The 13,037-nt window shown below is 63.7% G+C and carries 11 protein-coding genes; 8 read left to right on the top strand and 3 right to left on the bottom strand.

Annotated features, from left to right (window positions below; genetic code table 11):
- Positions 1–242 precede the first annotated feature (242 nt).
- The 4 genes from HPO_RS11035 (at position 243) to HPO_RS11020 (ending at position 3,829) form a co-directional block, all read left to right on the top strand.
- Positions 243–875 carry a trimeric intracellular cation channel family protein gene (locus HPO_RS11035; protein ID WP_035598410.1) on the top strand — a complete coding sequence of 211 codons (633 nt, stop codon included), beginning with the start codon at positions 243–245 and terminating at the stop codon, positions 873–875.
- A 227-nt stretch (positions 876–1,102) separates the two neighbouring features.
- Positions 1,103–1,732 (top strand): TetR/AcrR family transcriptional regulator, encoded by a 630-nt coding sequence (locus HPO_RS11030; protein WP_035598407.1) that lies wholly within the window; start codon positions 1,103–1,105, stop codon positions 1,730–1,732.
- An 85-nt stretch (positions 1,733–1,817) separates the two neighbouring features.
- Positions 1,818–2,855, top strand: coding sequence for an alpha/beta hydrolase (locus tag HPO_RS11025; RefSeq protein ID WP_035598405.1), 1,038 nt, complete (start codon positions 1,818–1,820; stop codon positions 2,853–2,855).
- A complete protein-coding gene (locus HPO_RS11020) occupies positions 2,855–3,829 on the top strand; it encodes an NADPH:quinone oxidoreductase family protein (RefSeq protein ID WP_035598403.1) in 975 nt (324 codons plus the stop codon). Before HPO_RS11025 ends, HPO_RS11020 begins: the two co-directional genes overlap by 1 nt.
- 43 nt (positions 3,830–3,872) lie before the next feature.
- On the opposite strand, the gene HPO_RS11015 is transcribed toward HPO_RS11020, so the two are convergent.
- Positions 3,873–5,366, bottom strand: a complete 1,494-nt coding sequence (locus tag HPO_RS11015) for a M20 family peptidase (RefSeq protein WP_035598401.1) — start codon at positions 5,364–5,366, stop codon at positions 3,873–3,875.
- A 121-nt stretch (positions 5,367–5,487) separates the two neighbouring features.
- On the opposite strand from HPO_RS11015, the gene HPO_RS11010 reads away from it, so the two are divergent.
- The gene (locus HPO_RS11010) at positions 5,488–6,891 is read left to right on the top strand and encodes an MFS transporter (protein WP_162174036.1); all 1,404 of its coding nucleotides are present in this window, start codon (positions 5,488–5,490) and stop codon (positions 6,889–6,891) included.
- Positions 6,892–6,893: 2 nt separating this feature from the next.
- Here HPO_RS11010 and HPO_RS11005 read toward each other — a convergent pair whose 3' ends face one another.
- Both HPO_RS11005 and ubiG read right to left on the bottom strand, forming a co-directional pair.
- Positions 6,894–7,505, bottom strand: a complete 612-nt coding sequence (locus tag HPO_RS11005; protein ID WP_035598397.1) for a DUF924 family protein — start codon at positions 7,503–7,505, stop codon at positions 6,894–6,896.
- A complete protein-coding gene (gene ubiG, locus HPO_RS11000; RefSeq protein ID WP_035598394.1) occupies positions 7,502–8,278 on the bottom strand; it encodes a bifunctional 2-polyprenyl-6-hydroxyphenol methylase/3-demethylubiquinol 3-O-methyltransferase UbiG in 777 nt (258 codons plus the stop codon). The genes HPO_RS11005 and ubiG overlap by 4 nt, the downstream gene beginning before the upstream one ends.
- 94 nt (positions 8,279–8,372) lie before the next feature.
- Here ubiG and HPO_RS10995 point away from each other — a divergent pair, with 94 nt between their 5' ends.
- The 3 genes from HPO_RS10995 (at position 8,373) to HPO_RS10985 (ending at position 12,984) form a co-directional block, all read left to right on the top strand.
- The gene (locus HPO_RS10995; RefSeq protein WP_035598391.1) at positions 8,373–9,620 is read left to right on the top strand and encodes an aspartate kinase; all 1,248 of its coding nucleotides are present in this window, start codon (positions 8,373–8,375) and stop codon (positions 9,618–9,620) included.
- 24 nt (positions 9,621–9,644) lie between these two features.
- Entirely contained in the window at positions 9,645–11,912 is a 2,268-nt protein-coding gene (gene ptsP, locus HPO_RS10990; protein WP_035598388.1) for a phosphoenolpyruvate--protein phosphotransferase, read from the top strand.
- A 100-nt stretch (positions 11,913–12,012) separates the two neighbouring features.
- Positions 12,013–12,984: a helix-turn-helix domain-containing protein gene (locus tag HPO_RS10985; RefSeq protein ID WP_035598385.1), complete on the top strand. Its 972-nt coding sequence runs from the start codon at positions 12,013–12,015 to the stop codon at positions 12,982–12,984.
- Positions 12,985–13,037: the final 53 nt, after the last annotated feature.

Here is a 13,037-nt window from a genome sequence, read left to right as displayed (position 1 = left end):
GCTTAAAAATGGGATGATTACCCATCGAAGGCCCGCTCATAAAGTGCGCTTAGCGGAATAAATCCTACAGGTGATATCATTTTCCGCTCCGACCTCGGATAAAGGCGCTCAAAAAGTTGAGAGAATGTTGGAAGGTTCCTTTGGTAGTTTGAATTTGACAAGACGTGGAATCAAAAGTTCCCCCCAATTGACGCCCCCGCCGCTCTCCCCCATCCCTCTCCCTCAAGCACAGGGAGCGCGCCATGAACCCCATCCTGATCCTTGACTATGCCGGCATCGCCGTCTTCGCCGCCACTGGCGCGCTGGCCGCTTCGCGCAAGCAGCTCGACATTATCGGCTTCCTGTTCTTCGCCGCCTTCACCGGGGTAGGAGGCGGCACGGTGCGTGATCTCATCCTCGATGTCCCCGTCTTCTGGGTGGTCAATCACGACTATCTGATGATCTGCCTGGTCACCGCCGTCCTGGTCTATTTCACCGCCCACCTTTTCGAGTCCCGTTTCAAGCTCCTCCTCTGGCTCGATGCCATTGGCCTTGGTGCCTATTGCGTGTTCGGCGCGTGGAAGGCGCTGGAGGCGACCGGCTCCCCGGTCATCGCCGTCGTCATGGGCGTCATCACGGCGAGCTTCGGCGGCATCCTGCGCGACCAGCTCGCCGGCGAGCCCTGCATCCTCCTGCGCCCGGAGATCTACATCACCGCGGCGCTGGCCGGCGCGGCCACCTATACCGGGCTGCACCTGGCCGGTCTGCCTGTCATGGCCGCCGCCATCCCCGCCGCGCTCGTCGCCTTCGCCATCCGGGGCGGGGCCATGAAGTTCGGCTGGTCCATCCCCGGCTATAAAAGCCGCCCCGGCCGCCCCTCGGACGAAATCCTGTAGGCAATACGTAATTCCCCGGACTTGCGCCTTTCGGGCGCAATGTGTCCCATCCTGCGCTGGGAGGGGTTCATGGATTGTCCCGCTCGGGCCGCGATATGGCCTGTGTCGGGCGCGGGCAGGGCGGAGATTGACCAGTGCCGGACGCATGGCTGCTCTACGAGATCGCAAAGTTGACGCGAGATGACGCCGGGTGCAGTGTCAGCCCACATCACTCGGGAAGACCCTCCATGGCCGATACCACACTCCCCGCCCCCCTCTCCGGCAAGCGGGCCAGCACCAAGGCTGCCAACCGCCGCGCCATCCTGCAGGCCGGCCGCCAGGTCTTCGCCCGCATCGGGTTTGAGGCCACCACGGTGCGCGACATTATCCGCGAAACCCAGCTCGCCTCGGGCACTTTCTACAATTATTTCAAGTCGAAAGAGGAGGTCTTCCAGGCCATCGCCGAAGATTCCACCCAGCGTTTCCGCGACCGGCTGGCCGATGTCCGCGCCCGCGCCGAAAGCCTCGAAGACTATATGGAACACGCCTACCGCGCCTATTTCGGCTTCATCGCGCGGGAGAATGAAGAGGCCATCGACAATGGCGCCCCCCATATCGCCCTGATCGGCGTGCGTGTCGATACGCCCGAAATGCAGGCCGTGGCCCAGGAAATCCGGGCAGACCTGGAGCACATCCTTGAAAAACAGGGCATCAAGCCGACTGTCGACACCGAATATCTCACCGCCGCTGCCATCGGCATCGCCCGCGAGATGGGCGACTATATGCTGAAGCGCCGGCCCATCGATGTCGAAGGCGCCACGCATTTTGCCTGCACGCTGCTGCTTTCAGGCATGAAAACGCTCGACGCGCAGAGATAAGTCTCCCGCCGCCGGGGAACCCCTTGGCGGCGGGCGAAAATGCCGTCACCTTCTTGCCCCAGAGAGACAAGAGGGAGGAAGTTCCATGAGCCTTCAGCGCGTGATCGCCAAGGCGATCGCCAGCCTGCCCGGCGGCATGATCGTCAATATGGCCGGCGGCAAGCCCGTGACCGTCGAAGGCCGCACGCTGGAGCCACAGCTCCAGCTCGTCGCCTGGAACGGCCGCAACGCCCCGCCCATGTCCACCCTCCCGGCAGAGCTGGTCCAGCAGGCGGTGAAAGCCCAGCTTGCCCTCTTCCAGGACAAGCTGCCCGGCGGCGTCGGCGTTGAGGAGTTCACCATTCCGGGGCCGGACGCAAACGAGATCCCCGTGCGCCTCTATACGCCCGCCTCGCAGGATCCGCGTCACCCCCTGATCGTCTATTTCCATATGGGCGGCGGCGTCATCGGAGACATGGATACCTGCCACGCCTTCTGCGGCATGCTCGCCCAGGGCGCCCAGGCGCCTGTCCTCTCGGTCGATTATCGTCTGGCCCCTCCGCATATCTATCCGGCAGGCCTCAACGATTGCTTTGCCGCCTACAAATGGGGCGTGGCGAATGCGGAGAAATACGGCGCTCCGGCGGGCAAGGCGGCCGTCGGCGGCGACAGCATGGGCGGTAACTTCTCCGCTATCATCAGCCAGCGGATGAAACGGGAGGGCGGCCCGATCCCCGCGCTCCAGCTGCTCATCTATCCGGCCATCGACATCTCGAAGCACTATCCCTCCAAGACCGCCTTCGGAAACACCTTCTCCCTCAGCCAGGACACGATGGACTGGTTCATGAAACAATATCTGCCCGAAGGGTTTGACTATACCGACCTCAACGTCTCGCCCGGTCAGGAGCAGGATCTCACCGGCCTGCCGCCTGCCGTCGTCATCACCGCCGGGCATGATCCGCTGGTGGATGAGGGGGATGAATATGCCGAGCGCCTGAAGGCCGCCGGCGTGAAAGTGAAACACAAGCGCTACGACACGCTCGCTCACGCCTTTACCGCCTTCACCTTCCTCTCGCCAGGCTCGCGCGCGGCCTGCGCCGAAATCGCCCGGATGGTTCATGATATGTATGCGGCCAAAAAATAATGAGATCTCTTGTTGTCAGTGAACTGGCCCCCGACTTCGCTGGTACGGGCCTGAAAGAAGTGCCTCTGCCTCAGCCCAAATCGGGCGAGGTGCGCGTGGCCATAAAGGCCGCCAGCCTCAACTTCCCAGACCTTCTGATGACGGAAGGAAAATACCAGCTGAAGCCGGAGCTTCCCTTCACCCTCGGCATGGAGCTTGCCGGCGTGGTCGACGCTGTGGGGGAGGGGGTAGCGGAGTTTCAGCCCGGCGATGAAGTCGCCGGGGGCAGCCGCATCGGCGCCTTCGCAGACTACATCGCCATGCCCGCCGCCGGCCTGCGCAAAAAGCCCGCCGCGCTCACTTTCGTTGAAGCCTCAGCCTACGGCGCGGCCTATCTCACTGCCTATGTCTCGCTCGCCATCCGCGGCAATCTCCAGCCGGGCGAAACCCTGCTTGTCCACGGCGCCAGCGGCGGCGTCGGCATGTCGGCAGTTGAGGTCGGCAAATTGCTCGGCGCCACCGTCATCGCCACCTCGGCCTCGGATGAAAAATTGAAAGTCGTGAAGGCGCGCGGCGCCGATCACGTCATCAATGTCACGCACGGCTTCCGCGAAGAGGTCAAGGCGCTCACCGGCGGGCGCGGGGCAGATGTGATCTACGATCCGGTCGGCGGCGATGTGTTCGATGAAAGCGTGCGCTGCATCGCCTTTGATGGCCGCCTGCTCGTCATCGGCTTCACCTCGGGCCGCATCCCCACCGTCAGTGTGAACATGCCGCTGATCAAGGGCTTCTCCGTCGTCGGCGTCCGCGCCGGTGAATATGGCCGTCAGTTCCCGGAAAAAGGCCGGCAGAATCTCGAAGCCATCTGGAAATGGGCCGAGGAAGGCAAGGTGAAACCCTGCATTCACGCCGAAGTCCCCCTGGCAGACTGGCGCCGCGCCTTCGACATGATGCGCAGCCGGCAAGTTGTCGGCAAGGTCGTTCTGGTGCCTTGATGCACCCGCCCGATCCAACAAAAATCCGGCCAAACCTGCCGGCTTATTCTCCGGCGTCCATTGCCAGGATGATCTGGGCATAGCCCGTGGCCAGCCGGCCCATATTCTCCACCGCCAGGCGTTCGTTCGTGCCGTGAAACCCGGTCAGATCGTCGGGAGACATGATCGCCGGGGCAAAGCGATAGACATTCGGCGTGATGGCGCTGGCATAGCGCGCATCCGTCGCCCCCAGCACCAGGCCCGGCGCCGCGGGCGCGCCGCCAGACGTTGCCTCGGCCACGCTGGCCAGAACCGCATAGGCAAGATTGTCCGTAGGCGAAACCGGCGAAGCGCCCTCACCGCGGATGCCCTGCTGGCCAACCTTGATCTCGATGCCCTCGATCCCGGCGGTCACCGTGCGGACATGTTCGATAATGTCCTCTTCGGTATTGTTGGGGTGTATACGGAAGTTCACCATCGCGCTGGCGCGCTGGGCCAGAACGTTTTCCTTCGCCGATCCCGCCAGCATCGTTGGGGCCGTGGTCGTGCGGATCATCGCATTGCCCGCAGCAATCCCGCTCATCTGCTGATCGATCATGCCTTCAAAGAGCCAGAGATTGGCAAACGCCATCTTCTGCATGAAGGGCATGTCATTGGCCGCAGAGCGGAAAAGGTCAGACACCGGAGGTTTGCTGAAATCCGCTTTCATCTGATTGTCGTCCAGGGCCACCACCGCGCGGGCAAGGCGCACGGCTGCCGAATCACGCGGCGGCGTGGAAGAATGCCCGCCCTCGCCGGTGGCGATGATTTCCAGCGTCAGATACCCCTTCTCGGCAATCCCGATGAACCCCATCGGCTTGCCTGTCAGCGGGGAGGGGTCAACGATCATGAAGCCTTCATCCAGCGCCATTTCCGGCTCGACGCCGCGCGATTTGAGCAGGGCAATGCCCGCCTCCGCGCCTGATCCGGAAACTTCCTCGTCATGGCCGAACATCAAATACACGGTGCGGCGTGGCTCGAAGCCTGATGCGGCCAGCGCCTCGGCCGCTTCCATCAGCGCGACCAGCGAGCCTTTGTCGTCAATCGTTCCGCGCCCATAGATATAGCCGTCCACGATATCGCCATCGAAGGGCGCACCCGTCCAGTCGCCCTCGGTGCCGATATTTACCGGCACCACATCCTGGTGCGCCATCAGAAGAATTGGCTTCAACGTGGGGTCAGATCCGGCCCAAGTGTAGAGCAGCGTCAGCGTGCCGGGCACCAGTTCCTTTTGCATTGCAGCATGCGCGGCGGGGTAGGTCTCCTCCAGCCATTGATGAAGCTGGATCCACGGTTCCTCCTGACCCGGACGAGGATCGCCGGGGGCCACCGTGATGGTGCGGAAGCGGATCGCGGCGGAAAGATTTTGTGCGCCGCGTTCAGAGGAAATGGCCGGTGCTTGCGGAAGCTCAACCCGCCCGCCAACCGGCTCGGCGCCATAGCTTGCCGTGCGGAACAGGACGACGGCAACGATGATGCCGATGATGGCTCCGAGGCCGATCACTATGTTGCGGATCATGGCGCCGCATCCTCCCTCTGCTTTTGGCGCTGCAGTTTGCGTGGCATCGCCGCCACGTCAAGCGACCGGACAGTTAAAAAATGACTTGGCCGTCACCTTCGCCCAAGGCACTGTGCGCGGCATGTCCCAATCACAGTCAAAGCGTTTGTCGTTTCCGCGCGTACTGGCGTTCGCGTCCCTCAGTATACCCATCGCCGGTGTCGGGTTGCCTCTGGGCGTATATCTCGCCCCGCTCTACGCCAATGAAGCGCCCCATGGCGTTGGCCTCGGCCTGGAGCTGACGGGTCTCCTGTTCATGCTCCTGCGCTTCTGGGACATCGTGACCGATCCGGTCATGGGCTACATGGTCGACCGCTACCGCACGCCGCTCGGCCGGGTGCGCCACTGGATCATCCTGTGCGTTCCGATCCTCGGCATCTCCACCTTCTTCGTCTACATGCCGCCTGTCGGGGCCGGTCCGGGCTATTTCATCGGCTGGATGCTGGTCTTCTATGTCGGCTTCACGCTGCTGCAGACGTCGCGCTCCTCCTGGGTGCCGGCAATCGCGAGTGACTATGACGACCGCTCGCGCCTCTTCCTCTGGCCGGAGATCATCTCGGTCTTCTCGATGCTCATTCTGCTCGCCGTTCCGCTGATCCTCTCCACCCTCGGCGTGGAGGCAGACCGGTTTGGCCAGGTTGCCGTGATGGGCTGGATGATGATCCTCACCTTGCCGATTGCCGCGGCGCTCTCTTGCTTCTTCGTGCCGGATCCGCGCCTGCGGGGGGAGTCAAAGTCTGTCGAGAAGTTTGAAATCCGCCCACTGATCGAAGCCCTGCGCGGGCCGATGTTCAGCCGCCTGGTGACCATGGAGTTGCTCGTTTCCACGGCCATCTCGGTGACGGCGGCAAACTTCCTCTTCGTGGCCGAATATGCCTTTGGCGCAAACGACGCGCAGACCAGCATGACGCTGATGCTTTTCTTCGTCATGGCGATCCTCGCCTTGCCCTTCTGGCTCTGGCTGGCGAAGAGGACGGAGAAGCGCAACGCCTTCTTCATTGCCACCACCTTTTCCGGCGTTGCCTTCATCGCCTTCATTCCGCTGGCGCCCTTCGGCAACTTCACCACCTTCCTGATTGCGTCTCTGATTGCGGGCATTCCGTTCAGCGCGCCGATCTTCCTGTCGCGCGCCATGACGGCAGATGTGGTTGAATGGCAGGCCGCCCAGACCGGCGAAAACCGGGCGGGCAATTTCTACGCCCTGCTGACCAGCTTCAACAAGGTCGGCTCCAGCCTTGCCTTCGGTGTGGGGTATTTCCTGGTTGGCCGGATTGCGGGCTTCCGTCCGGGGCAGGAGAATTCGGACGGGGCAACCTTTGGCCTCGTCTTGGTGTTCGGTTTCCTTCCCGGACTTCTCTATCTGCTGGCCGGCCAGCTGGCGCGCCGGTATCCGCTCACCCGCGCCGTGCAGGAAGAAACCGCCCGCAAGCTGGAGGGCCGTGTCGAGATTGCCTCGGGCCCGGCAGAAGGCACCGCGAGCATCTGAGCTCAGAAACCGCCGCCCTCGGCCAGCCATTCCTTCTCCGCGTCTGTGCTTTCGCGGCCCACAGCCTTGTTGCGGTGCGGGAAGCGGCCAAACTCGGCTATCACGTCGAGATGTTGCTGGGCATAGTCGCGCGTGGTCTTCGTGAAGTCTCGGAACGGGTCGCGTGCCTCGTCTGCCAGGCGGGTGAAGAGGGCCACCGACTGCTCCTGATCGCCCATCGCTTCGGAATGTTCCAGCGGCAGATAGAAGAAAACCCGCTCGACTTCAGACAGCGCGCGATCCTCCCCGGCGGCGAGGCCTTCCTTGCACAGATGAAGCGCCAGCATGTCCTGCGCAAAGGCGCGCGGGCTGCCCCGGAAGATGTTACGGCTCATCTGGTCCAGCACGATGATTGCCGCCAGGCGCTCACGTGCCCCGCGCGCGGCCCAGTCATGCGCCAGCGGCCCGGCCGACAGCGTTTCCAGCAGCGGCTGGAACTGCGCGGTCAGCAACCGGTCAAAGGCTTCCCCGCCATTGAACCAGAGCGGGGCATGGGTCTCGAGCACGTCGGGGGACGACGCCGATCCGCCAAACCAGAAGCCGTGGACGGTCGCGGGGGAGGGAAGGGCGATCATGCGGCGGGCCTCCGGGCAACAACCATATAATTGACGCTGGTGTCCCCGGAGAGTTTCCACGCGCCGCTCAGCGGCTGAAAGCTCACCCCGATGGCCGGCTCGGTTTCCAGGCCGGCGCGTTCCAGCGGGCCGGTCACGTCTTCGGGCGCCAGGAATTTCGACCAGTCATGCGTGCCCGGCGGCAGCCAGCGCAGGATGTATTCAGCGCCGATGACAGCCGTGGCGAGCGCCTTGGCGGTCTTGTTGAGCGTCGCGACAATCATCAGCCCGCCGGGGCGCACGAGGCGCGCGGTATCCATCAGGAACTGCGCCGGGTCGGCCACATGCTCGACCACTTCCATGTTCAGCACGATATCGAACGCCGCCTCGCCAGCGGCCAGCAGGCCCTCGGCAGTGCCGGCGCGGTAATCGATTGTGAGCCCCTGTTCGGCGGCATGGGTCAGGGCGGTCTTGATGTTGACCTCGGAGGCATCCACCCCGGTCACTGACGCGCCCAGCCGCGCCATCGGTTCAGAGACGAGGCCCCCGCCGCAGCCGATATCGAGCAGGCGTAGCCCTTCCAGCGGGCGCAATTGCCGGGGCGGCAGGCTGAAATGCTGCTCGGCCGTCTCCCGGATGAACTTGAGCCGGGTGGGGTTGAACCGGTGGAGCGGCTTGAACTTGCCGTCGGGGTTCCACCAATCGGCTGCCATGGCCGAAAATTTTGCAACTTCCGCAGGGTCTATGCTGGGGGTCACCGGCGGGGCATCAGACGCGTCAATTGTTCTCGCCATTGTTTAGCAATCCTGTTTGATCCCGGCCGAACTTTCTTCTAGAGGGGCCGATAAATGAGCGGGCCTCAAGGGGCCAGAAGGTATTTGGGGCGAAATGGCGCGGACAGTACTCAAATTCGGCGGCACCTCGGTCGGCGATCTCGACCGTATTGCGAATGTGGCGGAGATCGTAGCCGCGCGGGCGGCGAAAGGCGAGAAGATGGCTGTCATCGTCTCGGCCATGTCGGGCGAGACCAACAAGCTTGTCGCCCTGGCAGACGGCGCTGCCGGCAAGGATCTGCCCCGACACCTCTATGACGACGAGTATGATGTGGTCGTCGCCTCTGGCGAGCAGGTGACCGCTGGCCTCCTCGCGCTGGCCCTGCGCCGCCGCGGCCTGAAGGCCCGGTCCTGGCTTGGTTGGCAGCTCCGCCTGAAGACCGATAACAGCCATGGCCGCGCCCGCATCATGGGCTTTGACGACAGCTCGCTGCCCGATTCCATCGACAGCGGCGAAATCGCCGTGGTCGCCGGCTTCCAGGGTGTGACCGACGAGTTTCGCGTCACCACGCTCGGCCGGGGCGGGTCTGATACCAGCGCCGTGGCCGTCGCCGCCGCCCTCGGCGCGCAGGTCTGTGACATCTATACCGATGTGGACGGGGTCTACACCACCGATCCCCGCATCGTTCCCAAGGCCCAGCGCATCGACAAGATTTCCTATGAGGAAATGCTCGAAATGGCCTCGCTCGGCGCCAAAGTGCTTCAGACCCGCTCGGTGGAGCTGGCGATGAACCATGGCGTGCCGGTGCGCGTGCTGTCCAGTTTTGTGAAACCCGGCGAGGAGAGCCCCGGCACCCTCGTCTGTTCAGAGGAAGAGATCGTGGAAAAACAGGTCGTCAGCGGCGTTGCCTATTCGCGGGATGAGGCCAAGGTCACGCTGTATGGCGTGCCCGATAAGCCCGGCTCCTCGGCGAAGATCTTCTCCGCGCTGGCCCGCGCTGGCGTGAACGTGGACATGATCGTCCAGGCGTCCTCGCGCGAAGCCTCCAAGGCAAACCTCGTTTTCACCTGCACCGACCGTGACAGCCCGTTTGCGCGCGAGACGCTGGAGAAGCTCCAGGCCGAAGTCGGTTACGAGCGGATCGAGGTTGCCCGCGACGTGTCGAAAATCTCGATTATCGGCGTTGGCATGAAGAGCCATACCGGCGTTGCCGAAAAGATGTTCACTGCCCTCTCCGAGAAAGGCATCAACATCGATGTCATCGCCACTTCCGAGATCAAGATTTCCGTTCTGATCGCGGCGCCTTATACAGAACTGGCGGTCCGGGCACTTCACACAGCATTCGGGCTGGACGCAGACTGACGGGTCACCGTAGACCGGGGGAACATGCCGTATAACCTGCCGGCCACCCGAGTTCTGATGAACAGCCTTCGCCAGGTTATGGCGGAGGATGGAGAGACCCGTTCGCGCCTTGATCAGGTCGTGCATCTGATCGCGTCCACCATGGTCGCCGATGTGTGCTCGATCTACCACCGTGAAGCCGACGGCACCCTGCTGCTGATCGCCACCGAAGGTCTGAAGCCTGAAGCCGTCAACAAGACGCGCATGGGCTCAAGTGAGGGCCTTGTCGGCTATGTCGCCCGAACGGCCGAGCCCATCGCCATCGAGGACGCCCCGCGCCATCCGGCCTTCTCCTATCGTCCGGAAACGGGGGAAGACCCGTTCCACGCTTTCCTGGGTGTGCCGATCCTGCGCACCGGCGGGGTGATCGGCGTCCTCGTCGTGCAGAACCGCACCGAGCGGGTCTACCGCGATGAAGAGGTCGAAACCCTCCAGACCATCGCCATGGTGCTGGCCGAGATCGTCCACCGGATCAGCGAAGACCAGTCCAGTGCCCAGCCTGACCGCCGCGCGCGCGGGCAGAATGGCGGCAATCTGCGCGGGCGTATCTTCTGCGAAGGCCTCGGCTATGGCCGCGCCGTGCTACACGATCCGGTGGTTCCCGCTGCCCGTTTCTTTGCGGCAGACCAGAAACAGGAAGCCCTCCGCCTGGAGCAGGGCCTGAAAGATCTGCGCGCCAGCATTGACCGGATGATGCTGATCGATGGCGCCGCGCTGGGCGAAGACCCGCGCGATGTGATGGAGGCCTATCGTCTCTTGGCGCATGACACGTCCTGGGCCGAGAAGCTGCAGGAAGGCGTGCGTTCGGGCCTGTCTGCAGAAGCCTCGGTTGACCGGGCCCGCCGCGAACACCGCGCCAAGCTGCAGGCCGCACGCGATCCGTACCTGCGCGAGCGGCTGCATGATCTGGAAGATCTCGACAACCGCCTGCTGCGCGTTCTCGGGGGGGAAGAAAGCAAGCCCCAGATCACCGGCGAGAGCAGCGTGCTCGTGGCCCGGCGCCTCGGCCCGGCAGAGCTGCTGGAATATGCCAAGCTGGGCCTCAAGGGCATCCTGATGGAAGAGGCCGCCGCCTCATCCCATGCCGCGATCGTGGCCCGCGCGCTGTCCATTCCCGCCATCGGCGGCATTGAGGGGCTGACCACGCTGATCGAGCAGGACGATTATGTGATCGTCGATGCCGAGCAGGGGCAGGCGCATATCCGCCCCGATGATGCGGTGTATGACGCCTACAAGTCCCGTGTGGCGCTGCGCTCGGAGCGTCAGGCCGTCTATGCCAGCCTGCGTGGCCTCCCGGCGCAGACGAAAGACGGCAAGACCGTTTCGCTGATGCTCAATGCCGGTCTCGATCTTGACCTCGACATGATGGATCAGGCCGGGGCAGACGGCGTTGGCCTCTTTCGCACCGAGTTCCAGTTCCTCGTCTCCGAAACCCTGCCGCGCCTGGAAGATCAGATCGCGCTCTACCGCCGCGTGCTGGACCGGGCAGCGGGCCGGCCCGTCATCTTCCGCACGCTCGATCTCGGCGGGGACAAGGTGCTCCCCATCCTCAACCAGCTGCGCGAGGAAAATCCGGCGCTGGGCTGGCGGTCGATCCGGTTTGCGCTCGATCACAAGGGCCTTTTCCGCCGCCAGCTGCGTGCGCTCGTCCGCGCGGCGGGGGAGGGGGCGCTGACCGTCATGTTCCCGATGGTCACCACTCCGGAAGAGTTCCGCGAAGCGCGCGCCTTGCTCGAGGAAGAAGTGGCCTGGACCCTGAAGCGGACCGGCCAGAAGCCTTCGAAGCTGGAAATCGGGGTGATGCTGGAAACGCCCGCCCTTGCCTTTGCCTTGCCGGATCTCGCCGGGGAGGTCGATTTCCTGTCGGTCGGCACCAACGACCTGTTGCAGTTCTTCTTCGCGGCAGACCGGATGACGCCGTCTGTGTCAGACCGGTACGCCCTGATCAGCCCGTCGGCGCTGCGTTTCCTGCGGATGGTGGCGGAGACCTGCCAGACCGCCGGTATCCGGCTGTCGGTCTGCGGTGAGGCGACGGCCACGCCGCTGGCGGCCTTCTGCTTTGCCGCTTTCGGCTATACCAGCCTGTCGATGTCGGCCTCCTCGATCGGCCCGGTCAAACAGGCCCTCCGCTCCATTGATCTGGCAGGGTTCCGGCGCGGGCTGGATCAGGCCCTGAATGAACCAAACGACGCGTTCCGTAACCAAGTGTTAAGGATAGCACTGGAGCATGGGGCGGATATACCGGACGCCTGAAGCCGGATTATGACGGGATGATGGCGGATTTTTCTTGGCCTGGACCGTTTTTTGCCAAATTTGACACCCATATGGCAGCGGTCGAAGAGACTGGTAGAATATGGCACACATCATGACGCCTGAACCGGTAGAGGACGGACAGAAGTCCGAAGCAACTGTGGCTGAAAACGGAACGGACCGTTCTAACGTTACGCCCATCTCGCCGCGCGCCGCGCGGGAGCTGGAAGTGCGCGAGGGCCGTGTCCGCGCCGAAGAGATTTTCCGCACCGCCGAATATGAAGGCGAAGCCCTTCGCATGGGGCAGGTGCTGCGCCGCGTCCGCGAATCCCTCGGCTTCCAGCTGACCGACATCGCCAAGGAAACCCGCATCCGCGAGAACTTCCTGATGGGGATTGAGCGGATGGAGGTGCAATCCATCGCGCCGGGCTATCTGAAAGCCTATCTGCTGACCTATGCGCGCTATCTGGGCCTGCCCGAGCAGGAAGTGGTGCAGCGCTACACCCGCGAATGTGGCGGCGTGGATGAGGTCAAGACGGCCGCGCCGGTGCCCAAGATCGGCCAGATCCAGAAACAGCGTACCAAATGGCCGCTGATCGTCGCGGGCGCCGCCATGCTGGCCGCTGTGATCGCGGCTGGCGTCACTGCCATGGTGATGATGAACAATGCCCCCGAGGAGCCGCTGAGCGAGGCCCCGGTGGCCGTTTCCGGCGCGCGGGACAGCCTGTTTGACAATGTGCGCACCGAAACGCGCCCGGCGGTCGATCTGCCGCTGGAGATCGTGGCCGTCCGTCAGGGCTGGCTGGAAGTGCGCGGCGCCGATGGCACGATCTTCCTCAGCCGCACTCTGGCAGAGGGCGAAACCTTCTTCCCGCGCCTGAATGCCGGCTGGACCGTATCGGCCCGCAATGGCGGCGATTTCCAGTGGCGTGTGGGCGATGTGGTGGTCGGAACGGTCGGGCCGGAAGGCGCGCAGGTCTTCTCCCTGTCGGTCGATGAACAGCTGCCGCGCGCCGCCGAACTTCTCGCGCCGCCGGAAGTGGCTGCCACCGAGAGCACCAAGGCGACACCTTGAGGCCTTTACGGCGCGCGTTCCACGCGCCACATCTGGCCTGATCTCATCTGCCG

It is taken from the genome of Hyphomonas polymorpha PS728, from assembly GCF_000685315.1.
GTDB lineage: Bacteria > Pseudomonadota > Alphaproteobacteria > Caulobacterales > Hyphomonadaceae > Hyphomonas > Hyphomonas polymorpha.
Note: the sequence above shows the minus strand (reverse complement) of the source record. Positions and strands in the feature narration are given on the sequence as shown.

What these genes read in the sequence shown, in the direction of transcription:
- HPO_RS11015 (WP_035598401.1), bottom strand. Translation starts at nt 5,366, where the DNA reads ATGATCCGCAACATAGTGATCGGCCTCGGAGCCATCATCGGCATCATC.
- HPO_RS11020 (WP_035598403.1), top strand. Translation starts at nt 2,855, where the DNA reads ATGAGATCTCTTGTTGTCAGTGAACTGGCCCCCGACTTCGCTGGTACG.
- HPO_RS11035 (WP_035598410.1), top strand. Translation starts at nt 243, where the DNA reads ATGAACCCCATCCTGATCCTTGACTATGCCGGCATCGCCGTCTTCGCC.
- HPO_RS11025 (WP_035598405.1), top strand. Translation starts at nt 1,818, where the DNA reads ATGAGCCTTCAGCGCGTGATCGCCAAGGCGATCGCCAGCCTGCCCGGC.
- HPO_RS11010 (WP_162174036.1), top strand. Translation starts at nt 5,488, where the DNA reads ATGTCCCAATCACAGTCAAAGCGTTTGTCGTTTCCGCGCGTACTGGCG.
- ubiG (WP_035598394.1), bottom strand. Translation starts at nt 8,278, where the DNA reads ATGGCGAGAACAATTGACGCGTCTGATGCCCCGCCGGTGACCCCCAGC.
- HPO_RS10995 (WP_035598391.1), top strand. Translation starts at nt 8,373, where the DNA reads ATGGCGCGGACAGTACTCAAATTCGGCGGCACCTCGGTCGGCGATCTC.
- HPO_RS11005 (WP_035598397.1), bottom strand. Translation starts at nt 7,505, where the DNA reads ATGATCGCCCTTCCCTCCCCCGCGACCGTCCACGGCTTCTGGTTTGGC.
- HPO_RS10985 (WP_035598385.1), top strand. Translation starts at nt 12,013, where the DNA reads ATGGCACACATCATGACGCCTGAACCGGTAGAGGACGGACAGAAGTCC.
- HPO_RS11030 (WP_035598407.1), top strand. Translation starts at nt 1,103, where the DNA reads ATGGCCGATACCACACTCCCCGCCCCCCTCTCCGGCAAGCGGGCCAGC.
- ptsP (WP_035598388.1), top strand. Translation starts at nt 9,645, where the DNA reads ATGCCGTATAACCTGCCGGCCACCCGAGTTCTGATGAACAGCCTTCGC.